Below are 20,383 nucleotides of genomic sequence, written 5' to 3'. Positions count from 1 at the left end.
AATAAGTCTTTCATAACCTTTGATAATCTTTAATAATTTTTAGTTTAACAAGTTTTTATGTTATCCTTATTCATGGGTTAGTTTTATTATTCCAAATATAGTGAAATACAAGTGTTATTATGACGGTTTAGATGATAAAATTTATGTTAAAATATCTTAAACCATTTCTAACAGGGAGTTTTCAATTGTATACAATAGTGGAGGAGCTAAAAAACAATCAAAAAATGTGGTACTTTTTTTTATAAAATTTGTTTAATATGGTTTGTTTTTTGTTGTGCGTTTCATAGTTTATAAAAAATTATTCAGTAATAATTTATAAAATTTGAAGACATGATAATAAGTGAAGATTTATTATTAGCCTACGGTGCAAATTATGAAAGTTTTGAAGCAAATCAAACGGTTTTTCATGAAGGAAATTTGCCTAAGTTTTATTACCAGATTATTAATGGTATTGTTGAACTAAACAATTATCACGAAGACGGCAAAGAATTTATTCAAAACATTTTGCATGACGGAGAAAGTTTTGGAGAATCTTTTCTCTTTGATGAAAAAGCCTATCCTACTAATGCTACAGCTAAAACAGCCTGTACTGTTCTCAAATTATCCAAAACGGATTTCTTCAACTTACTGGATCAAAATCCGGAAGTTTCTTCCAAAATGTTTAAATGTCTGGCTGAGCGTTTATATTATAAGTATGTGATGTTATTTAATGTTTCTTAACCAGATCCCTTAAATAAACTCAAAACAGTAATGGATTATCTTAAGGGTAACAATGACAATAACAAATATTCATTTCAGATTCCTCTCACGAGATAGCAGTTGGCTAATTTAACCGGGTTGCGCGTGGAAACTGTTATCAGAACAATAAAAAAAATGCATAATGCTCATTTAATAAAAGTTCAGAACAGAAAGATATTTTATTAAAAAACAGGAATTCAGTAGCAGATAAAAATCTGAGAGCCCCCTCAAAAGGGAGCTTCCCAGCATATATTAAGACATTTGTGTATCTCGTACAAGTTTGAAGTACCACTCAATTTTTGTCTGTCAAATAAGACAGAAGGATTCCCGATCATTATTTTCAGAACATACTTATGAGTCAACATTATTATTGTTCTACGATCGTCAGAGAATTGTATGCTCCACTTCCTGATACATCAAATTGGCTTATTATACCATCAAATGCTACTGTGATCCAGGTAAATGGCCTTAATTTATCTCCTTTGTTCAAATAAACACTTACGGTACATGCAGAACCCACTGGTACGGCATTGGGACTAGCTCCTGTATCTGAAGCATATCCGTTATTAGTTTTTACCCTTTGAGTGATTGTGCCTCCCGGATTTCTGACCTCCCAAATGGCTTCTGTCTGATTATTTCCTCCGGTATTCACCTGGCTGGACTGCAGTGCAAAAGTAAAGGTCGCAAAATATACACCGGTTCGGGGAGCAATAAACTCTCCTGTCGCCGGGTCAAAATTGTTTGTAGGCACTCCGGAATCTGAGTCAAGTTTTTCTACCCAATTGGTTAAATAAGATGATCTACGTTGTACAATACCGGATTTAGTTCCTATTTCTGAGGGTGTTGCACTTTCAAACACATAGGTATCCTGGGTTATTTTATTGGCCATTACGACAATACGGGGTTTACCTTTAGGAAAAAAACTCACCCAGTTTATACCATCAGAAAATTCTAAATAGCCTTTTACCCCAATGGCAGGACTTGCAACATATCGTAAAGCTCCTGCCCCAGCCTGACTAGCGGTTTTATCTGTATTGCCTATCGCTACTGAACCGTTATTTCCACTGCGTAAATCTACAGCAACTTTGGGATTGGGAACCAAAACTCCCAACCTTCCTGTATTGTCTATAACAACTTTACCAGCATCAGTATTGATTTCAACGGGATTGGTCGGGTTTCCTACCCCAAATCCTATTTGTGCATTAACACGGAGCACTCCTAAAAGCAGAAGAGTAAAAATTAAGGGTGCTTCTTTGATTTTATATAGCTGTGTCATCATTATATTTTTATAGCTCACTAATACTTAGATTATTTAATTTTCCATCATTTAAGGTATTTCTTGCTGTACCCAGATTATGTTTAACACTGAATTGAATCGTGTTACCTGTCTTGAGATTGAAAATGGCATTACAGTTTCCGCTTATAAAATTGTTTACGGCTCCTGCCTGAAATGCAGGATAAGAATTTACTGTTTTAAATACAGGAATATTCTCAGTGCTCTGATTACTTTCTATTGCCGCTTCTATAAAGGTATTCTTAGGGATATTGCCATTAGCTAACGTAATATTAAATGACACCAGATAGAATCCGTCACGGGGAGCTGTAAAAGTACCATTGGAAGGATCAAAGTCTCCATTGGGAACTGCTGTACCTAAATCAACAGTCTCATTCCATCCTGAAACTAAAGTGGTTGTATTGTTTGCAATACTTTGCGCAGAGGTTTTATTGGCATTAACGAGTGCTTTGGTTGGAGCTTTAAGGGGAAGCGCAATCCATTGTTCACCATCTGAGTATTCTAAAAATCCACTTGTATTATAACGTATAGCACCGGCACCAGCCTCAGTTGGCGTTTGTACACTTGTCCCTACCCCGATAATTCCTTTATTATCTGCAGAACGAAGATCAAGTTTAGTCACCGGATTCAGCAGACCTATTCCCAGGTTTCCTGTTGCACTTACCACAATATCATTAGATGTCTTCAAAGCATCCGGGGAATCACCATTGTCTTTTCCAGCATCTATATGTAAAGCCTGTGCGGGGTTATGAGTAAAAATACCTACCTGCGCAAAAATGTTACCTGAGGAAAAGCATAAAATATATGCAAGCAGTGTATAGGGTATACTCCTATTCTTTTTCATCATATTGATTTTTTTAATGTTCGATAATTGTTAAATTATTAAACCCATCATCCGGATTGGTGGGATCTGTAGAATTAGTTGTGACCCTGAGGGTAACAGCACCACTCGTGATGAGATTATGCCAAAGCCTCGTCACTACTTTTGTGCCTGCACTTAATGTAAGAGTAACGGTACTTGATCCTCCGGCCTGGGTAGACCGGGTTGCATTAGCATCATCCGGAGTACCTGTCATCGATTGTCCGAAGGTTTTGTACACACTTGCCAGCACAGTATTTGTTGTTGTATTGTAAAATTGGGATTCAACTCTGGAACCGTCATTTATAACGACTCCATTAAAATTAAAGGTGAATAAGAAAGTATATGTACCATCACGGGGAGCTGTAAAGACTCCTAAATTACCATCAAAACTATTGCTCATATCACGTACCACATTCCAGTTACCGATATTGGTCGCTGAGCCCTGTGTTATTGACTGGCTTGTAATTTTACGCGCCACAACAACCGACTTCTGAGGAGCAACATAAGCCTTGCTCCATACCGAACCATCTGATACTTCAATCTTTGGCCCTGCAGGTACATTGACAACATCATACCGTACAGCTCCCGCTCCTGCCTCAGCAGCACTCATCGTGGTTGTGTTTAAACCCATTGCATTTTCCAGGCCTGCAGACCTCATATCAAGCTTTACCTTAGGATCAAGAACTCCTAAGCCTAAAAAACCTGTAGTCTTGTTGATAATAACATCGTTTGCGGCCTGAGCAACTGTTGGTGTTCCGGTCACAGCGTTATCTCTGGCACCATCTACATGCAAAATACCCTGAGGATTTGAGGTTCCAATACCTGTTTGGGCCTCCAAGGAAGAAAAAAGGCCATGCATGCCACCCAGTATTACAATAATCATTTTTTTATTCATCTGTTGCATATTTTTAATTGAATTATGATCCATGACAGATCTTTCAGAAGGTTGAGAACTATGAGATAGGAAAGAGATTTTTCCATTTAGTAACGGTATTCCTGCTTAATTTAAAATGCCCTGCAAGTTGGGAATTGTTCAGTCTGTTTTTCTTTTGATATTCTAATATTTGATAAATCACGGTTTCATTATAAGAGCGGTGTTTCTGATTAAAAACGCTGTTTTCTTTTGAGCTGTTTCTGAAAAGAAGCTCATTAAGGTCAATAATATCAAGCACCGTTAAATTGGATTTATCTAATAAATGGCTGCATATTTCTTTTTTTTCAGGGAATTTTATATTGATGATATCATTAAAAATCTTTTTATAATCAGGCGTATTTTTCATTCAATTAATTTTTCTTTTTTGATTGTGCATACTTGTTCACCCATTTGTACAAAGTAGATCTCGGAATTCTGTACTCCTGTACAATTTGCATTTGTGTCTTATTTCTATTTCCAATTTGTTCCAGAATAAAGTCTACCATCTCTTTTGTATAGATGTTTTTCCGGTATTGAGGAAGAGAGGTTTTCTTTTCAGAATCATTTGAAATCGCTTGCGGAGCATAAAGGATCAGGTACTGAGAATAAAGTCTGAAAAAATCATATTCCAGCAGTGTACTTAGTTTCAGTATGATTTCAGAATCCAAAGACTTTTCGGATAGCATGAAATTCAATTCGCCTTCTGTACATTTTAGAAATTTACATATCCGCAGTATATTGATATTCCGTTCTTCTATACGCAGTTTTATCAGAGATCCTATATGAATGTTCTTAAGATCAATGATCATTGGCCTAAAGCTTTTACAGTTATTTTTTTCATCATTCAGTTTTTGTGTTTAAAGTTTTGTGTTCAAATCAAAGGTTGTTTTATTCCATATCTATTTAGATTTAACTGATACAATTTTAAAATCTTTGTCACAGCATAAAGCAATTCTTCAATCACAAATGTAGATGATTGACATAGACCAAATGAGAGTATATGGTAAGAAATTCGGTTTATATTACTTAAAAATGTTGCCTTAAATATTCATATCATACAGCGTTTGATGCTCTTTAACTTTTATGACTGAGAATATTTTGAACAGTAATCACACTTTTTTTTCAGCAATTCAGCAATTCATTTTTCCTGTATTCAGCAACTTTTAATGTCTGGAAATTTGTTAAAGAAAAAATATTACATGATCGGAACAGGGGAAATCCAAGGTTAAAAACACATAATAGAACAAAAGGAAAGTACAATATATAAAAACATCTATTAATACGGATGCAATTAATATTCAAATATTTATATTAAAAAACAGCATTATAATTTCCGAAATAATTACATTTAAATAACAGATAAATACTTAAAATAACGCTAAAATTGCAAACAGAAAAAACAACTTAATTAGGATGAAAAACAACATTATTCTTTTGTTCACCTGTATCATTTTCGGTTTTTATCACGCACAGATCAACAACCAGAGCATCACAAAACAGAGCATAGAAAAGAAATTAGCATCAGCTAAAAATACATCTCTTGATCCCAGGCAAAAGATTCAGCTTTATTTACAGGCATTCAAAGATGCGAAAGATATTAATGACAGAGAATTTATCCTCCAAAGCGGAAAGAATTTAATGATGCTCTATCATAATACCGGTGAAAATGAAAAATCTATTGAATACTCATATGAAGTAGAAAAGGCAGCCAAAGAAACTGACGATAACGAATCTATTGCTATGGCATATATTGAGAGAGGAACTGCCCTTTCTGTACTGGGTCTTTTTGATGAAAATTACAAAGAACTCCATAAGGCAGAATATTATGTCAATAAACTTACTGATGAGAACAAAAAACATTTTAACAGGGCACATATTTACCAAGGTTTAACAGCCGGTTATTATATTCCTAAAAAAGCGCATCAGGACACTATTTTATTGTATTTCAAAAAAAGCCTGCAGGAAGCAGAAAAAATAAGTGATGTTGAGAATTCACGACAGACAGATGAAAAGTATGATATGATCTCCTATCTTTATATGAATATAGGAATGCACTATGCGATGATCTCAAAGCCCAAACGACTGGATATTGCTGAAGAATACCTGCAGAAATCATTAAACATTATGAATCAAAGGAAATTTACCCAGATGAAAGTTGATAAAATTCCTATATTAAATTATTTGGGACACTTCTATTCGGAACAGGGTAAAGATAAAGAAGCCATTGAGTATGCACGGGAAGTCTTACAATTAGAAAAGAGAACCCATTCTCCTGCCAGCAGAGTGGCTGCGTATGCTACTATGACAAATTCTTTTGAAAGTCTTAAAAATAAAGATTCTACCATCAAATATATGGCTCTTTATTCAAACCTCAGCGATAGTTTAGCCCATTCAAATAAGATGTCTGCTGATAAAACTATAAAAAAGATAAGCCAGCAAAAAGATAAAATTCATCAGGATAATATCTTACAGTTTGCTGCTATTTTTTTGATCATTGCCTTGATTCTTGCTGCAGGAGGATGGTGGTACTGGAAACGAAATCAGAACAAACTTCACAAACGATATGAAACAATTATTGAAAACCTCAAAAAAGAAGTTCAAATTACTGAAAAACAAGACACTGAAATCAAAACAGAGAATAAAGGAACAGAAAATAATCTAAGCATCTCAGAAGAAACTACAGCCCTATTACTACATAAACTTTCAAAATTTGAAAAATCTGAAAAGTTTCTGAAAAAAGATCTGACCCTAACTTCTTTATCCAATTCACTTGCTACCAACCCAAGATATCTTTCAGAGATTATCAAACAATATAAAAATAAAAGCTTCAATAATTATATTAACGGGCTTCGGATTCAATTCATTACGAACAAGTTATATGACACTCCTATCTTCAGAGAATATAAAATAAGCTACCTGGCAGAGGCCTGCGGTTTCTCTTCAAGAGAAGTTTTTGCAGTTATCTTTAAAAAAGAAACAGGAGTAAGTCCTTCGTATTTTATCAGCCAGCTGAAAAAAGAAAAAACTGCAGAATGATGAATCTGTCAACAATTATCTGAAAAATAGAGTATCTTCGTTAGAGAAATTTTTATCAATCATGAAGTTAGAATTATATCAAATAGATGCATTCACTGAGAAAATTTTCCATGGAAATCCAGCTTGTGTCGTTCCTTTAAAAAACTGGTTACCCGATGAGCTGCTTTTGAAAATTGCCCGAGAAAATGCCGTAGCAGAAACAGCTTTCTTTATCGATAACGGCAATACGATTCACCTGAGATGGTTTACACCCGAAATAGAAATGGATTTATGCGGACATGCTACCCTTGCTACAGCGCACTGCCTGATCTCAATCTTAAACTACCAGAGTAATACAATCATCTTTGAAACTAAAAGCGGTGAATTAACAGTTGAAGTTAAAGATGGTGTTTACTATATGGATTTTCCTTCAAGAATGCCTGAAGCAGCGACTCTTCCGGAAATCCTGTCCAGATCGCTCAATATCCAGCCCAAAGAAGTTTTCAAATCAAGAGATTATATCCTGCTGTATGATTCTGAAAACGACATCAAAAATATCAATATTGAAAGATCTGTTTTTGACCTCATCAATCTGGATCCCGGCGGTCTCGTTGTAACAGCTGCCGGTACAGACAGTGATTTTGTTTCAAGGTATTTTACTCCGCAGTCTTCTATTCTTGAAGATCCTGTAACCGGTTCTGCACACTGTTCGCTCATTCCGTTCTGGTCTTCAAAATTAGGAAAAGATAAACTGTTTGCCCGTCAGCTGTCTGAAAGAGGCGGACAGCTCTATTGCGAAAATAAAAATGAAAGGGTTATTGTGGCAGGTAAAGCCAAAACTTATTCCACGGGACATCTGTGGATAGAATAATATAATCCCAATCAAGCTGAATAGTCAAACAACCCGTTCTGGAGAACGATCTATTGAAGTGATAACAAACAAAAAGGCATTAACTATCTTTGGTTAGTGCCTTTTCTGTAAAAATTTGGCTATCCAAAAGAATGCTGGTAAAAAACAGATCAGATATCCCAATAAAAATTTTTTATTAAATATGAACGAAATTAAACTAGATTAATTTCAGTGAACCCAAACTGTCATACATTTGCTAAAGAAATAAGACAACAAAAAATTATCACATAAATTAATCATTAACATTAAAAATTTAAAACTATGAGCACATTTACATTAAAAGACGGAACTGAGATTTTTTACAAAGACCAGGGAGAAGGACCAGTACTGATGTTTCATCACGGCTGGCCATTATCATCTGACGATTGGGATGCACAGGTGATCTTTTTCTTACAGAGAGGTTACAGAGTAATTTCCCATGACAGAAGAGGCCACGGCCGTTCTAGCCAGAATATCTACAACCATACTATTGAACAATATGCATCTGATGCTGCGGAACTTGTGGAATTTCTTGATTTGAAAGACGTAGTTCATATTGGACACTCTACAGGTGGTGGTGAAGTAATCCGATATGTGAATAAATATTCTAACGGAAGAGCTAAAAAAGCTGTATTAATCAGCGCTGTTCCACCGGTAATGGTAAAAAGTGAGAGCAACCCTGACGGTGTTCCAATGGAAGTTTTTGATGGTATCAGAGAGCAGACTCTGAACAACAGAAACCAGTTTTATTTTGATCTGACTTTCCCTTTCTATGGATACAACAGAGAAGGAGCCAACATCAAAGACGGAATTCAGAGAAACTGGTGGAGACAAGGAATGATGGGTGGAATTGTTGCTCACTACGACGGCATTAAAGCATTTTCTGAAACTGATTTTACAGAAGATTTGAAAGCCGTTGATATTCCGGTTTTGGTTTTACATGGAGAAGATGACCAGATTGTTCCTATCGAAAATTCTGCTATAAAATCAGCAAAATTATTAAAGAACGGTAAACTGATTACTTACCCAGGTTTTCCTCACGGAATGCCAACTACAGAGCATGAAACTATCAATAAAGATCTTTTGGAATTTATCCAGTCTTAATAACAGAACATACCTATTATAAAGAAAGGTGGACTATTGCAGTCCACCTTTTGTTTTTGTCATATTATAATCTTTTTGTCCCATACCTTATTAATCAATAATAAAGGTTTTTACGTTTCAGATAATTGATAAGCTCTTTCGGACGGTCTGTCTGAATAATGTTGACTCCTTTATTAATATACCAATCATAAACATCAGGATTATCCAGGACCTGATCATCATTATTTCCGGCATTATGATGCGGCCACAATGAATTGACCCATACTTTGATCTTTTTTTCTCTTAAAGGTTTAAAATCAATCAGATTCTTCTCAGTTGTTCCTATTGTAAATTCAAAGCCGTAGATTTTATAGTTTTTGATATAATCTGATATTTTTTTAAGATCTTCACTTTTACCTAACTGGATAATCGGCATATAATGAATATCATTTTTAATGTCGCCATATTTCTGATTGAATTCCATGTAGGATTCATGACCTTTAAACAAAATCTGATCAAACATATTTCGTTTTTTCACCAAGGGATATACCTGTTTAATGTAATCAAAACCTTTATCCAGATTCAGAAGAATTTTTCCGTCTGAGATTTCCAGAATTTCCTGTAACGTGGGAACTTTCATTTGCGTTTCCACTCCAAGTCCGTCTCTCAGATGCAGTTTTTTGATTTCTTCCAGTGTAAAATCAGACGGTCTTCCTTTTCCTGTTGTCGTTCTGTCGATCGTATTATCGTGCATCAGGATCAAAATACTGTCTTTGGTCATGGCAAGATCTATTTCAGCCATATCCACTCCTTTTTCGATAGCCTTTTTTACGGCCCATACTGAATTTTCCGGAGCTTCCCTCCAATCACCGCGGTGGGCAACCACCATTACTTTATCATGAGGAAACTCAGAAAGTGAAATTTTCTTTTGTTGCGCAATGAACAGTGAAGAAAAACTCAGAAGAAATACTTGTAATAATTTATTGTTTAGCATAATTTCAAATGTTTAATTTTAATAACCGGGATTTTGTTTGATGGCAGGATCTGTATTAATCTGCCCCTGCGGAACAGGCATAAGAAGATGATAGGGTTTAATCTGTGCGGTACTGTAACCCGAATTATTAGCAAAATGAGCAGTCATCACAGAAATAGCCTTTCCTGTTCTCAAAAGGTCAAACCAGCGGTGGCCCTCTCCTACAAACTCAAGTCTTCTTTCGCGGTCAATTTCATTCAGGAGAAGGTCTTTTGTTGAAAGGTTTACAGCAGCAATTCCTGCTCTGGTTTTAATTTTATTCAGATATAAATTCGCATTGGAAATGTCATTCTGCTCTGCAAAACACTCTGCCATCATCAGGAACACATCGGCTAATCTCAGCACCACAAAATTGCTTCCTCCATCTGCAATGGTATTCGATGTTTTCACCAATTTCTTACTAAAAGGAATTCCGTTTGAAGTAAGTCCGATATATGCCGAACGTCTGGTATCTCCGGCTGAGTAAAGATTGTAGACTTCTTTGGTCGGAAGATTGTGTCCTTTGGCCCCGGAAACCGATCCGGAAGGGCTGAACATCTGAAACGCTGTACTACCCTCCGAATTTCCGTTCAATCCGGAAGTAAACTGTACATCAAAAATAATTTCAGCATTATTTTCATTAGTAACATCAAAAATTTTATTGACATCCGGTAAAAGCTGGTAACCTAACGATTCAATCTGATTTAAATAAGTCAATGATTCAGCAAATTTCTTCTGTGTTAAAAGCACTTTACCCATAATTCCCAACGCAGCTCCTTTAGTTACTCTCCCCTTTTGTGAGGTTGTTGCAGGCAAAAGATCAATAGCTTCTTTCAAATCCTTTTCTATAGCAGAATACACCTCAACAACAGGAGTTCTTGGCTGCCCGAAATAATCGTTAACATTCGTAGTTTCTTTTAAAACCAACGGAACATCACCATAAATTCTTACGAGGTTAAAATACATCAACGCCCGAAGAAATTTCATTTCGCCAATCCTTGTATTCTTCAGGGCATCCGTCATATCAGGAATTTTTCCAATCCTCGTCAGAATAATATTCGCCTGCTGAATACCGATATAATGGTCCTTCCACGCGCTTGCAATAAGACTGTTATTAGGTTGAATTGTAAAAAAATCAAGTTCACCATACGTAAAAGAATCATTGGCAGGAACCTCATCATAAGTATTATCTGAAGGTAATTCACCCAAAGCCGGCATTGCCAGCTGATATTGTCCTGTGTACTGAAGAGCGCTGTAAACTGAAATGATACCCTGCTCAATTTCAGAAGAATTGGTATAAAATTGCGATGAAACTTTCTGTGCCTCAGGGTTGACATCCAAAAGATCAGATGAGCACGAGCACATCACCGAAAGGCTGAATATTGTAATGAATATTTTTTTCATGATTTTAGAATTTAAGGTTAAAGCCCATAGAATAAATTTTAGCGACCGGATAATATGCCTGATCAAATCCCTGTGTAAGAACATTGTCCGAAGTAGCATCGATGTTCATTCCCTTGTATTTTGACAGCGTGAAAAGATTGTTTCCTACCAGATAAATCTGTGCGTTTTCTATCCCGATATTTTCAAGCATAGATTTAGGGAAATTAAAAGCCAGTCGAAGCGATCTCAGTCTCACATAATCTGCATTTTTAAAGTATAAATTTGATGTTCTGGCCTCTTTCCTGTTGTTGGAGAAGTTCATATTCGGCATCCCGAAAAAGCCATCAGGATTGGTAACTGCGTTATAGCGGTTGTCAAAATAATACTGTGAAGCCATTCCGAAGCCTTCTCCTGATTCTAAAGTGGTTACGGCATCCGCATTATAGATTTTCTTACCAATTTCGCTGTACAATGAAAAGCTCAGCTCAAAAAGCCCGTATCTGAAATTATTATTAAAGCCGATAATGTATTTCGGAACACCGCTTCCAAAGCTTCTTTTATCGTTGACGTCAATTTTTCCGTCACCATTCAGATCTTCCATAATATAATCCCCCACCATCGTTCCGGTAATATGTGGCGAATTGTTAATCTGATCCTGAGTTTTATAGATTCCAAGGATATTGTAGCCGTACATTTCACCTATTGAACCTCCTACTTTGGTTACAGAGAAGTTATTCTCACCCGTGATAATCTGGTTCTGGCCGTTTGCAAGCGCTAACACTTCATTTTTATTGGTGGAAAAATTAAAACTCCCGGAATACGTAAAATCTTTAGCAATAGTAAACGTTTTTGAGGCAATCTGTAATTCAAAACCGGAATTTTTGATCTTACCGATATTCTGAAGTGAGGTACTGAAACCAGATTGCTGAGGAACAGGAACATCCAATAACAAACCGTCTCTGTTCAGGATATAATAGTCAGCAGAAATGTTCAGGATATTTTTAAACAAAGAAAAATCGATCCCGAAATTGTTTGATCTGGACTTTTCCCAGGAAATATTCGGATTGGGAGCTGTTGCCGTTGTATATCCCGGCACTAACATTCCTCCAAAATTATAATTATCCGGATTCATCAATGAAAGGGCTCCGAAATTAGGAATCTGATTGTTTCCGTTACTTCCAAGACTGTATCGAAATTTCAAATCTGTCACGACATTATTTTCAGGAAAGAAATTTTCATTACTGACTGTCCAGCCTGCAGAAAATGCATAGAAATTTCCCCATTTAGAGTTTTTCCCGAAACGTGAAGAACCGTCTCTACGATAGGAAGCCATCAGGTTATACTTATTGTCAAACGTGTAATTAACTCTGGTAAAATAAGACATCAGCCGCCATTTGTATTGCGTTAATGTATTTTTAAATGAAGTTCCGCCTGCAATATTCCGGATGCTGTTATCAGGAAATGCGGTAGCTTCAGTTAAAAGCTGTGTATTATCTTCCTGCTGGAAAGACTGCCCGGCAATGGCATCCATCCGGTGGGCACCACATTTTTGATCAAATGAAAGTAAATTTTCTATTAAATAATTTTTGCGGATATATTCTGTTCTGTTGGCAAAAGTCACATCCGGAGCTGCTGCCCTGTACGCTCCTACCGAAGAAGGGTCGAAGAAATTGTATTCGTAATTGGAATAATCTCCGCCTACGGACAATCTGTATTTCAGACCTTTTAACAATTCAAGTTCAGTGAAGATGTTTCCGAATGTTTTAAATAATGTATATTTTCTATTGGTCATTTCCTGAACAGCAACAGGATTTTCTACCAAAGCTCCGTCCGTTGCCGTATTTCCTAAGATCTGCTGAGAAATGGCAAGACTTCCGTCATCATTGTAAGGTTTAAAGAAAGGATACATCGCTGTAGCCATCTGCAAAGGATTATAACTTCTTGAATTTTCTGCAGCATTGATCGTACCCGTTGCATAAGACGGCGTCATTGTTACCCCAATTTTCCATTTATCTGTAAGCTCAGTTGAAAGATTGATACTGGTAGAAAACTTTTCGTAATCTGTCCCGATAACCAGTCCTTTTTGTTTAAAATAACTCATGGTAAAAGCATATTTGCTCTTATCGCTTCCTCCGGTAATATTCAGTGAAGTCTGGCTGATGGGTGCTGGTTTCATGACAGTATTCAACCAGTCGGTATCTGTTAGTCCCGGCTCCTTTGCGAGGTAAGGTGCTAAATAATCGGGAATTAATTCTCTTAAAGAAGCTCCTTTGCTTATTCTTGTGGCATTATTATCGGAAATACTTCTGTTACTCCCTTTAGAAAGATAATTGTTGTCTCTTGCTTCCTTCAGAAAAGTGGCCATATCATAAGCGTTGACCAATTTCACATTATCGCTTCTCATCTGCATTCCGTAATAGGAATCGAAAGAAACAGCCATTCTCCCCTTTTTCCCCTGCTTTGTTTCAATGATAATCACTCCGTTTGCTCCTCTGGAACCATAGATTGCGGCTGAAGCGGCGTCTTTTAAAATATCAATTTTGGCAATGGAATTAGGGTCAATAGCATTCAGATTAGAACCTTCAGTTAATGGTAGCCCGTCTACAACGATCAAAGGATTGGAACCAGCCGTCAGCGTTCCGATACCTCTTACCCGTATTGAAGGCGAACTTCCCGGACTTGCATTGGCCTGAGTAATCTGAACTCCCGTTGCTTTTCCTGCAATAATATCTCCAAAATTACTGGAAGCCACTCCTTTCATCTGCTTCTCATCAATAGAAGAAATAGAACCGGAATTGTTTTTCTTACTCTGCTTCCCATACCCTACCAAAACAACCTCATCAATGTTTTTCTCTCTTGATTTTACCGTGTCTTTAATTGGATTTATATACTCCGCAGACTGTTGAACATTGGTTCTCTGAATTTTTGCCATCGCTCTTGCATTGAGACGAACCGTCACCGTTTTTTGGTCTACATTAAAATCCAGACCGATATTCTTTTTCAGATAGTCTAAAGATGCTGATAATGACTGATAATTGACCTGTGATTCATCCACCTGGATATCTTTCAGGTCTGAAACCGAATAAAAGAATTTTACGCCATGCTCTTTTGAAAGTTTTTCAAAGATTTTAATCAAAGGCGTTTTCCGCTGAATAACGGACTGTTGAAAACATTTGTTAGCCTCTGCGTAGGTAAAATGTGGCGCACACAAAAGACCCAACAACATCATGCTAATTGTTGTTTTTTTCATAGCTTTGCTGAAATTAGTTGTTATTGACTGATTTATTTTCAATGCATCGGTAACCCCAATTACTGGTGCATTATTTTTCTAAAATGATATGATTTGCTGATTGTTTTCCTGCGGTAAGATTAAATGGAAATCCTATTGTTTTAATAACTTTATTCAGATCTCCGGTGATGTTTCCATCTATTACATTCTCTTTGTAGTGCTGCGGATAGGCGATGGAAACATTGTAGGTCTTCTCCAGTTGAGAAATGGCCTCCCCGAATTTCATTTCATTAAAATCAAATGTTCTTACCACATCCTGATCGTAGAAATGTTTCTCGGCTCCGTCTTTGTCAGCAAGCCAGGTTTCTTTGGGCAGAAGGAATGTTGTATTCCCTTTGTAATCAATTTTTACTTTCCCTTCTTTCAGATAGACTTTCTTGTCTGTAGATCTCTGATCAAGCAAAAATTGGGTCCCCAATACTTTTACTTTAAATCCATTGGCATCAATGATAAATGGCAGCGCTTTATTTTTAGCAACACTGAAAAATGCTTTCCCTTTAAAAGAGACATTTCTGGTTTTCTTTCCGAAATCAGCCGTCAGCTTCAATTCACTTTCAGGTTCCAGTGTAATGATACTTCCGTCAGATAGTATAAATTCTTTTTGACCCTTTTCTGTTCTGAAAACCATTTGCTGATGATCCGGAGATTTCATTTCATTTCCAGTAGAAAACAAAGTAATAAGTGTAAATAAGGGCAAAAGAATAGCCGCAGCCCATAAAACCCGTTTTGTATTCTTTCTGAATCTGATTTTGCTCTCAAGTCCATTCCAGATTCGCTGATCTGCCGAATCTTTCATTTTCCGGTTTTCTTCTTTAACTGATTTCCATTGATTGTCGAAATCCATAAACTCTTTTTTGATCTTTATTAGAGAATACGCAGGAAGTGTAGAATCGTCAACCTCTATTTTTTTGATTTAACGATTTGTTCATATAGGTTGATGTTCCGTTAAAGTTGAAATTTATTTTATTTAAATTAATTAAGGTAATTATATACGATTTTAAATTAATCCTGCTATCTATTATTATGACTCTGTCATTCTGAACGTAACGCAGTGAAATGAAGAATCCAGGCTTTACATGATTCTTCATCGAAGATTCGACGTAGTCAATGACAATAAACAATTAGATATACTCCCTCAGAAAGAGATTTGAAATGAAACTTGTTATCAATATAACAAACAAGGTTAAAACCAAAAATTCAAGTTGGTCCTTAGAAATTTCAACACCTTATTAACATGTTTTTCAACGGCTGTTTTGGAAATATGATTTTCCTGAGCGATGGTAAAAAGGCTGAGATTCTGGATTTTGTTTTGGATAAAGAACTCACGGCTCTTTTCGGGAACCTGCTCCAGAAGGTTTTCTATCTTTTTGATCTGATCTTCCTGCTGCAGCTGCTTCTCGATTTCAGAGCTTTCTTCATCCTGATTTTCCGGGGAATTTTCCAGCGGAACGTAGATCATTTTCCTCTTACGGTAGAAATTGGAGATTTCCTGTTTGGCAGATTTAAAAATGAGTGCTTCAATTTCTGAAGGTGAGTTGGTTTTGGACAAATATTTCCAGACGTGCATAAAAATATCCTGAACAATTTCTTCAATATCTTCTTCTTCCGAAAGGTATTTTGCCACAAAAAAATACACCCTGTGCTTGTAACCGGAATATATTTCTTTAAAATGATCCATCCTTTAAATGTCTTTGAATCTATAACTCAATGATGCAAAAGTATCTAAAAGGGATGTCAATCATATTAAATTCATATTAAGTTTAAATTCATGACCAAAATACAGTTTGACTTTTGACAGACTTAGATCTACCTCAAAAAGAAAAATCTAAATCATCGGCAGAAGGTCTGAAATTAGAATGCATCGCTGCCGTAAAATAATCACAGAACACCTGATAAACTGCAGAATCAATAGCCGTTGCCCGGATTCCAAGCTGTGTGTAAACAGTAAGTATCTGGTGAGATAATTGCTTGGTTAGTTCTGTTCCATAGGTATGAATCTCATTTTGCTGATCCGCTGAAATCTCTTTGTTATCAGCAAGGATATTTTCAATATTCCGGGCAATACTTAAGACCTGTTCCAAATGATTTTCAACAGATTCTGCAAAGCTTTTGAAGTGAATATGAGGACGGATAAGCCTTGACTCTTCAATAAAGTGAGAAGCCATTCCCAGGTAATTCACCAAAAGGGTCAGATCAGCAAAAACCCGAAACGGAACGCTGTCCAGAATATCATCCGTGAAGAAATGGTCATACACAAAGCTGTAGTCTTCGCTTATCACAACATTCTCAATGGTAAAGGAATAGGTACCGCTGGCTTTCATTCCCATAGATTTCCAGTTGGGAATGATTTCAGCCTGTTCTCTCGGAACTATGAAAGAACGAATCATCTCGTTGCCTTCATGGTCTAATACAGGTTTGCCGTTTTCTGTAATACTGGCATTCAGTGTAAAATGCGTCAGATGAGGAGCTCCAGTGGCAAAATTCCATAATCCATTAATGATATAGGTGTTATCATTCTGTTTTTCTGCAGTTCCGCCCACCATTCCGCTTCCTCCAAAACAAGTGTTAGAATTGGTAAACAGTAATTGAGCTACTTCAGGTTTTATATTCCTTGAGAAATAATTGGCTCCAGCACAGAGGGTCAGCATCCAGCCAAAGCTTCCGTCGGTTTCAGCCCAGCTAAATAATGCTTTAAGTCCTTCTTCAAAACGATAGCCTAAGCCACCATATTTTTTCGGTACCCAGATCTTCAGCAATCCTTCTTCACGAATATGCTTTATCACCTTATCAGAAATTTCTGAAGCACCCTGAAGTTCTTTTCTGATTTCTTTAGTATTGAGCATTGGCTTTTGTTTTAATGATTTTTTGCCATTCCATATAGCCGGAGATTGCTACTAAAAATAAGAATGATGTTAATACCGCATAGAGATACAATTCTTTATGCAGCAGCAAGGGTATGGAAATCATATTACTGATATTGAGGATGATCCAGTTTTCAATTTTTCTTCTTGCCATGAGCCACATTCCTGCCCAGGCAAAAGCACTTACCAAAGAATCCCAAACGGGAACATCCGAGTCTGTAAAATGAGTAAGAAAAAACCAGAATAAGCTAAAAGTTCCCAGCACAATCCCTCCGGCAATCCACTTTTCAGAAGTTGAGGTGACAGAGATCTTCATTTCAGATTTCTGCTTCCCAAATTTCCAATACAGCCATCCGTAGATGCTCATGATCAGATAATAAAGGTTTAAGGTAAATTCAGCATACAGTTTTGAGGCAAGCATCACATATAATGTAAGCAGAATACCGGCAATTCCGAAAAGATAGTTATTGACATTGTTTTTACGGGCCAGTAGGACCTGAATTACTGAAAATAAGACTCCGAACCATTCAGGCAAGGTAATCTGTTTTAAAATTTCCTGCATCATATTAATTTAAAAATCAAATGATGAGATGATAAGTAAGCAATCCCTACGCTGGTATTATCCAGATCAGGTGTGGAAGTACATTCCTGGGTATCATCTCAGCTACTGTTACCGGCAGCACCCCATTGTTGGAGCAAAGGTCCTGTTTTTTTCCTTAAAAAGAAAGAACATCGGACTTTTATTTATACCTGTTGACCCATTTTTTCATTATAAAAAAATAAATAAGCTTATATAAGAAAATCATCCGTCTGACGATATGACCAGGATTATAAAAATACTGCTGAGTAAATGATAAATTAGTGCAGTATTATGTTTAATCTAAAAGTATATATTATGGACAATCGGCAAGAAATATCGGTACTGAACGACTTACTTCACATTACCAATGACAGAATTGAAGGTTTTGAAAAGGTTGAAGGAAAAGTATGGGAAATGTATCCTGATGTAAAGGATGAATATGACCATATGATTTCCCAATCAAAAATCATGAAAAACGAACTCGTTAATCTGATTACAGAAAAAAAGGGTGTTCCGGAGGACTCATCTTCCATCGCGGGAGCTGTACACAGAACATGGATTGACATTAAAAATTCATTTACTATGGGAAATCTGGTAGAGTCTACATTGGAAAATGTAGTGTTTGGAGAAAAAGCTGCCATAGAAACTTATCAGAATGCCCTGGGCGGTGGTAATCTGAGTGAAAATAGTAATAAAATTGTAGCCGAACAGCTTCGCAATCTAAAAAGCTCTTACAGCCAGTTTAAGAAAATTGAAGAATATAAAAAGAAAGAATAATTAATAAAAAAACTCCCCTTACAAAAGAGGAGCTTATTAATCAAGAACAAATAATATATTTAATCATTTTCAAAATTATCAAATATACTGTGTCCGTTTTATGATGCAGGTCATATTATTTCACAGCATTTTTAGCTTTTTCTGATTCTTTCAGATGATGCTCCAATGTAGGAAGCGTCTTACTTGCAAAGGATTTCAGAGAAGATTCTTTTCCTTCCGCTGCTTCTTTTTTGAATTCTTCTATGTCTTCTTTATGATCACTGACCATAAGATCAGTATACTTTTTATCAAAGTCTTTTCCTTTTTTGGCTTTCAGATCATCATACATTTTCTGCTTTTCAGCATCCAGACCTGCAGGTAAGGTATAACCTATTCCCGAAGCCCATTTCTTAAGCTCATCATTCGCCTTGGTATGATCTGTTACCATCATAGCACCTAAAGATTTTACGGCAGAATTTTCAGCATTTGTTGCTGCCAGATCTCCCATCATAACTTCCATCAGTCCTCCTTTTGCTGCTGCATCTGCAAACTTTTTATCCTGATCACTGAGAGAAGTGGTTTGGTCTTTTGGTTCTCCCGTCTTGGTGGAGTCGCTTACCGTCATTCCTGATTCAGCAGGAGGAGACATTGTTGTGCTTTCCGGGGACTGGCTGGACGATGTGGGTTCATTTTTTTTGCAGGCCGTCAAAGCAGCCACCGCAAAAAGTGTTACTACAAGATTTTTCATAATAATAAATTTTAAGTGGTGATATAAATGAAGCCAATAAGACTTCTTTTATACATGCAACAATTTATCTGCCAAAAGAGATATTGCAAACACACTTCACTCATCATAAAACATTATGAATTAACATCCTACAATTGACGAACCAGCCGAAAAGTAAGATTGATCCGCTCCTTCATAGAGGTTACAGATTTAGCAATCCGATGTTCCCAGTTCTCCTGCAGATCTCCTTTCATAATCAGTAATGAACCGTGAGGAAGAGGCAGGCTGTATTTACTTTGGTGATGATCTTTTTTCCGGAAATCAAAGTTTCTGGTCTGTCCTAAACTTATTGATGCAATCACCGGGCGGTTTCCATATCTGCTTTCTTTATCCCGATGCCAGGCAACAGAGTCATTATGATCCCGGTAAAGATTAAGCAATACGGAATTAAACTGATAGCCAAATGTTTTTTCTATTCTTTGCCTTAAAGAAAGAAGCTCGGGAGTCCATGGATTAGTCTCCAGCTCACCATTACCGGATGGATAAGCATTCTCCTGGTCACCATACCATGCCGTTAAACGTGGTGTCAGCACCATCTTATCATACATTTTCTGGGTTCTTTGTTTCCAGAGAGCTGTTTCAAGCAGATGAGCCTTAAGCCGGTCAGCTTCTTCCTGAGTCAGGAAATGTTCTCTGTATTCCAGAAGATCTTTTGGAAATTCGTACAAGTCTTCTGAATCGAACAAACTGAGCTGGGTCATATTTTTTAATTTTTTAAATACCTGAATTATATTTCTCTTTAAAGCATAACAGCTGTTACTCGCGTTCGATTTTCCTACCAGATAAATTTTTATTGTTCTTTGAATTGTACGCTATAGGAGAAAATAATATTGATACAAATAATATCTGCAAATATATTAAAATTGATACAAAATCAACCAAAAAGCTAAAACAGCTTTTTTTAAAATCTCCTGAGATTTC

Annotated in this window: 20 protein-coding genes; 6 read left to right on the top strand and 14 right to left on the bottom strand. The window is 36.5% G+C overall.

The features are described from left to right. Window positions 1–330: 330 nt before the first annotated feature. On the top strand, window positions 331–720 hold the full coding sequence (locus DYR29_RS03265) for a Crp/Fnr family transcriptional regulator (protein ID WP_249413600.1): 390 nt from the start codon (window positions 331–333) through the stop codon (window positions 718–720). A 123-nt stretch (window positions 721–843) separates the two neighbouring features. Then, window positions 844–924 carry a hypothetical protein gene (locus DYR29_RS22965; protein WP_342213466.1) on the top strand — a complete coding sequence of 27 codons (81 nt, stop codon included), beginning with the start codon at window positions 844–846 and terminating at the stop codon, window positions 922–924. A 181-nt stretch (window positions 925–1,105) separates the two neighbouring features. Here DYR29_RS22965 and DYR29_RS03260 read toward each other — a convergent pair whose 3' ends face one another. From DYR29_RS03260 to DYR29_RS03240, 5 genes are all read right to left on the bottom strand, one after another. Continuing rightward, complete coding sequence (locus DYR29_RS03260) at window positions 1,106–2,017, bottom strand: hypothetical protein (RefSeq protein WP_213279270.1); 912 nt, start codon at window positions 2,015–2,017, stop codon at window positions 1,106–1,108. A gap of 7 nt (window positions 2,018–2,024) precedes the next feature. After that, complete coding sequence (locus tag DYR29_RS03255; protein ID WP_249413599.1) at window positions 2,025–2,879, bottom strand: hypothetical protein; 855 nt, start codon at window positions 2,877–2,879, stop codon at window positions 2,025–2,027. Between the two features lie 10 nt (window positions 2,880–2,889). Beyond that, the gene (locus tag DYR29_RS03250; RefSeq protein ID WP_213279269.1) at window positions 2,890–3,777 is read right to left on the bottom strand and encodes a hypothetical protein; all 888 of its coding nucleotides are present in this window, start codon (window positions 3,775–3,777) and stop codon (window positions 2,890–2,892) included. 70 nt (window positions 3,778–3,847) lie between these two features. Beyond that, window positions 3,848–4,174 carry a helix-turn-helix domain-containing protein gene (locus DYR29_RS03245; RefSeq protein WP_213279268.1) on the bottom strand — a complete coding sequence of 109 codons (327 nt, stop codon included), beginning with the start codon at window positions 4,172–4,174 and terminating at the stop codon, window positions 3,848–3,850. A 4-nt stretch (window positions 4,175–4,178) separates the two neighbouring features. Next, window positions 4,179–4,616 carry a helix-turn-helix domain-containing protein gene (locus DYR29_RS03240; protein WP_342213462.1) on the bottom strand — a complete coding sequence of 146 codons (438 nt, stop codon included), beginning with the start codon at window positions 4,614–4,616 and terminating at the stop codon, window positions 4,179–4,181. Between the two features lie 604 nt (window positions 4,617–5,220). Between DYR29_RS03240 and DYR29_RS03235 the strand changes: the two genes are divergently transcribed. From DYR29_RS03235 to DYR29_RS03225, 3 genes are all read left to right on the top strand, one after another. Then, window positions 5,221–6,843: an AraC family transcriptional regulator gene (locus DYR29_RS03235; protein ID WP_213279267.1), complete on the top strand. Its 1,623-nt coding sequence runs from the start codon at window positions 5,221–5,223 to the stop codon at window positions 6,841–6,843. 61 nt (window positions 6,844–6,904) lie between these two features. Beyond that, complete coding sequence (locus DYR29_RS03230) at window positions 6,905–7,693, top strand: PhzF family phenazine biosynthesis protein (protein WP_213279266.1); 789 nt, start codon at window positions 6,905–6,907, stop codon at window positions 7,691–7,693. A gap of 300 nt (window positions 7,694–7,993) precedes the next feature. Then, window positions 7,994–8,815, top strand: coding sequence for an alpha/beta fold hydrolase (locus DYR29_RS03225; RefSeq protein WP_213279265.1), 822 nt, complete (start codon window positions 7,994–7,996; stop codon window positions 8,813–8,815). Between the two features lie 94 nt (window positions 8,816–8,909). Here DYR29_RS03225 and DYR29_RS03220 read toward each other — a convergent pair whose 3' ends face one another. The 7 genes from DYR29_RS03220 to pnuC all read right to left on the bottom strand — a co-directional run bounded on the left by DYR29_RS03220 (window position 8,910) and on the right by pnuC (window position 17,904). Next, window positions 8,910–9,788: a glycerophosphodiester phosphodiesterase family protein gene (locus DYR29_RS03220; RefSeq protein ID WP_213279264.1), complete on the bottom strand. Its 879-nt coding sequence runs from the start codon at window positions 9,786–9,788 to the stop codon at window positions 8,910–8,912. Between the two features lie 18 nt (window positions 9,789–9,806). Beyond that, entirely contained in the window at window positions 9,807–11,210 is a 1,404-nt protein-coding gene (locus tag DYR29_RS03215; protein ID WP_249413598.1) for a RagB/SusD family nutrient uptake outer membrane protein, read from the bottom strand. Between the two features lie 4 nt (window positions 11,211–11,214). Then, the gene (locus tag DYR29_RS03210; protein WP_213279263.1) at window positions 11,215–14,439 is read right to left on the bottom strand and encodes a SusC/RagA family TonB-linked outer membrane protein; all 3,225 of its coding nucleotides are present in this window, start codon (window positions 14,437–14,439) and stop codon (window positions 11,215–11,217) included. A gap of 70 nt (window positions 14,440–14,509) precedes the next feature. Next, window positions 14,510–15,322 (bottom strand): FecR family protein, encoded by an 813-nt coding sequence (locus tag DYR29_RS03205; protein WP_213279262.1) that lies wholly within the window; start codon window positions 15,320–15,322, stop codon window positions 14,510–14,512. 339 nt (window positions 15,323–15,661) lie between these two features. Further along, window positions 15,662–16,156, bottom strand: a complete 495-nt coding sequence (locus tag DYR29_RS03200) for an RNA polymerase sigma factor (protein ID WP_213279261.1) — start codon at window positions 16,154–16,156, stop codon at window positions 15,662–15,664. A gap of 133 nt (window positions 16,157–16,289) precedes the next feature. Then, window positions 16,290–17,321 carry a hypothetical protein gene (locus DYR29_RS03195; RefSeq protein WP_213279260.1) on the bottom strand — a complete coding sequence of 344 codons (1,032 nt, stop codon included), beginning with the start codon at window positions 17,319–17,321 and terminating at the stop codon, window positions 16,290–16,292. Continuing rightward, window positions 17,308–17,904 (bottom strand): nicotinamide riboside transporter PnuC, encoded by a 597-nt coding sequence (pnuC, locus tag DYR29_RS03190; protein WP_213279259.1) that lies wholly within the window; start codon window positions 17,902–17,904, stop codon window positions 17,308–17,310. Before pnuC ends, DYR29_RS03195 begins: the two co-directional genes overlap by 14 nt. 330 nt (window positions 17,905–18,234) lie before the next feature. Here pnuC and DYR29_RS03185 point away from each other — a divergent pair, with 330 nt between their 5' ends. Next, the gene (locus tag DYR29_RS03185) at window positions 18,235–18,696 is read left to right on the top strand and encodes a PA2169 family four-helix-bundle protein (RefSeq protein ID WP_213279258.1); all 462 of its coding nucleotides are present in this window, start codon (window positions 18,235–18,237) and stop codon (window positions 18,694–18,696) included. A 115-nt stretch (window positions 18,697–18,811) separates the two neighbouring features. Here the strand turns inward: DYR29_RS03185 and DYR29_RS03180 are convergent, their stop codons facing one another. Further along, window positions 18,812–19,423 carry a DUF4142 domain-containing protein gene (locus tag DYR29_RS03180; RefSeq protein WP_213279257.1) on the bottom strand — a complete coding sequence of 204 codons (612 nt, stop codon included), beginning with the start codon at window positions 19,421–19,423 and terminating at the stop codon, window positions 18,812–18,814. A 128-nt stretch (window positions 19,424–19,551) separates the two neighbouring features. Next, complete coding sequence (locus DYR29_RS03175) at window positions 19,552–20,163, bottom strand: alpha-ketoglutarate-dependent dioxygenase AlkB family protein (protein ID WP_213279256.1); 612 nt, start codon at window positions 20,161–20,163, stop codon at window positions 19,552–19,554. Window positions 20,164–20,383 lie beyond the last annotated feature (220 nt).

Source organism: Chryseobacterium indologenes (genome assembly GCF_018362995.1).
In the GTDB taxonomy this organism is placed as follows: Bacteria; Bacteroidota; Bacteroidia; order Flavobacteriales; family Weeksellaceae; genus Chryseobacterium; species Chryseobacterium indologenes_G.
Note: the sequence above shows the minus strand (reverse complement) of the source record. Positions and strands in the feature narration are given on the sequence as shown.

Excerpts from the sequence above, each read along its gene's own strand:
- DYR29_RS03265 (WP_249413600.1), top strand. The coding sequence starts at position 331 with ATGATAATAAGTGAAGATTTATTATTAGCCTACGGTGCAAATTATGAA.
- DYR29_RS03260 (WP_213279270.1), bottom strand. The coding sequence starts at position 2,017 with ATGATGACACAGCTATATAAAATCAAAGAAGCACCCTTAATTTTTACT.
- DYR29_RS03255 (WP_249413599.1), bottom strand. The coding sequence starts at position 2,879 with ATGATGAAAAAGAATAGGAGTATACCCTATACACTGCTTGCATATATT.
- DYR29_RS03250 (WP_213279269.1), bottom strand. The coding sequence starts at position 3,777 with ATGATTATTGTAATACTGGGTGGCATGCATGGCCTTTTTTCTTCCTTG.
- DYR29_RS03245 (WP_213279268.1), bottom strand. The coding sequence starts at position 4,174 with ATGAAAAATACGCCTGATTATAAAAAGATTTTTAATGATATCATCAAT.
- DYR29_RS03240 (WP_342213462.1), bottom strand. The coding sequence starts at position 4,616 with ATGATCATTGATCTTAAGAACATTCATATAGGATCTCTGATAAAACTG.
- DYR29_RS03235 (WP_213279267.1), top strand. The coding sequence starts at position 5,221 with ATGAAAAACAACATTATTCTTTTGTTCACCTGTATCATTTTCGGTTTT.
- DYR29_RS03230 (WP_213279266.1), top strand. The coding sequence starts at position 6,905 with ATGAAGTTAGAATTATATCAAATAGATGCATTCACTGAGAAAATTTTC.
- DYR29_RS03225 (WP_213279265.1), top strand. The coding sequence starts at position 7,994 with ATGAGCACATTTACATTAAAAGACGGAACTGAGATTTTTTACAAAGAC.
- DYR29_RS03220 (WP_213279264.1), bottom strand. The coding sequence starts at position 9,788 with ATGCTAAACAATAAATTATTACAAGTATTTCTTCTGAGTTTTTCTTCA.
- DYR29_RS03215 (WP_249413598.1), bottom strand. The coding sequence starts at position 11,210 with ATGAAAAAAATATTCATTACAATATTCAGCCTTTCGGTGATGTGCTCG.
- DYR29_RS03210 (WP_213279263.1), bottom strand. The coding sequence starts at position 14,439 with ATGAAAAAAACAACAATTAGCATGATGTTGTTGGGTCTTTTGTGTGCG.
- DYR29_RS03205 (WP_213279262.1), bottom strand. The coding sequence starts at position 15,322 with ATGGATTTCGACAATCAATGGAAATCAGTTAAAGAAGAAAACCGGAAA.
- DYR29_RS03200 (WP_213279261.1), bottom strand. The coding sequence starts at position 16,156 with ATGGATCATTTTAAAGAAATATATTCCGGTTACAAGCACAGGGTGTAT.
- DYR29_RS03195 (WP_213279260.1), bottom strand. The coding sequence starts at position 17,321 with ATGCTCAATACTAAAGAAATCAGAAAAGAACTTCAGGGTGCTTCAGAA.
- pnuC (WP_213279259.1), bottom strand. The coding sequence starts at position 17,904 with ATGATGCAGGAAATTTTAAAACAGATTACCTTGCCTGAATGGTTCGGA.
- DYR29_RS03185 (WP_213279258.1), top strand. The coding sequence starts at position 18,235 with ATGGACAATCGGCAAGAAATATCGGTACTGAACGACTTACTTCACATT.
- DYR29_RS03180 (WP_213279257.1), bottom strand. The coding sequence starts at position 19,423 with ATGAAAAATCTTGTAGTAACACTTTTTGCGGTGGCTGCTTTGACGGCC.
- DYR29_RS03175 (WP_213279256.1), bottom strand. The coding sequence starts at position 20,163 with ATGACCCAGCTCAGTTTGTTCGATTCAGAAGACTTGTACGAATTTCCA.